At 56.6% G+C, this 703-nt stretch carries 1 protein-coding gene; it reads right to left on the bottom strand.

Annotated features, from left to right (window positions below; translation table 11 throughout):
• On the bottom strand, positions 1–703 hold a 703-nt coding region (locus tag GHO32_RS26720; protein ID WP_218581172.1), incomplete at both ends, for a site-specific integrase.

Raw genomic sequence — 703 nt, 5'->3', positions numbered from 1 at the left:
CAGTTATCCCTGGCCTAAAATGCCCCAGCTCCTGGGACACTACGCGCTTGGCTTCTTCGCGTGGTAAGTAGCATTGCACTATGCTAAATCGCTCTTGGGCGTAACAGTGCCTGAGCCCATGCCCCCCTTTTGACCAACCAAGGGCTGCTTTGGAGGCAGCACCAAAGGACTTACTCCAGGGCTGACCACCACCCAGTCCGTAGTGCTGCTGATAGTGAACGCCTCGATCCGTGGTTCGGATGGGTTCTGCAAGACGTGTTGCTTCCAGGCGTCTGGCTAAAGGTATGGGAATACGCACCTCACGGGTCAGGCCTCCCTTCCCGGAAACGGTATAACCGATGGTTTCATCACGGATACCAACAAACTTCAGAGCATGTGCCGGGCGCTCATCCGGTGCTTGGTGATGGATGCGACGCAGGGTTAGCAGCTCATGGGCACGTAGGCCTGCGGCCTGCGCAATCTCGGTGGCCAGAGCATTGTGGGGCGACTGTCTGGCTACGATCAGCGCAATCTGAGCACGGGTGTACAGCCTGGATTCCTCTGCGAGGCGCCTTCCGAGTGTTGGCTGTCCTGGTTTCCCAGTTTTGGATTTAGGAGCAGTGCTTATGATGACTTCCAGGGTTTTACCTGCCTCCAGTCTATGAGTGACGTGTTGCATCATCGACTGGAGGGCTTGCCGCTCCATATCCAGCGTTTTCTGTCC

Source organism: Pseudomonas sp. FSL R10-2189 (assembly GCF_009600325.1).
GTDB classification, from domain to species: Bacteria; Pseudomonadota; Gammaproteobacteria; order Pseudomonadales; family Pseudomonadaceae; genus Aquipseudomonas; species Aquipseudomonas helleri.
Note: the sequence above shows the minus strand (reverse complement) of the source record. Positions and strands in the feature narration are given on the sequence as shown.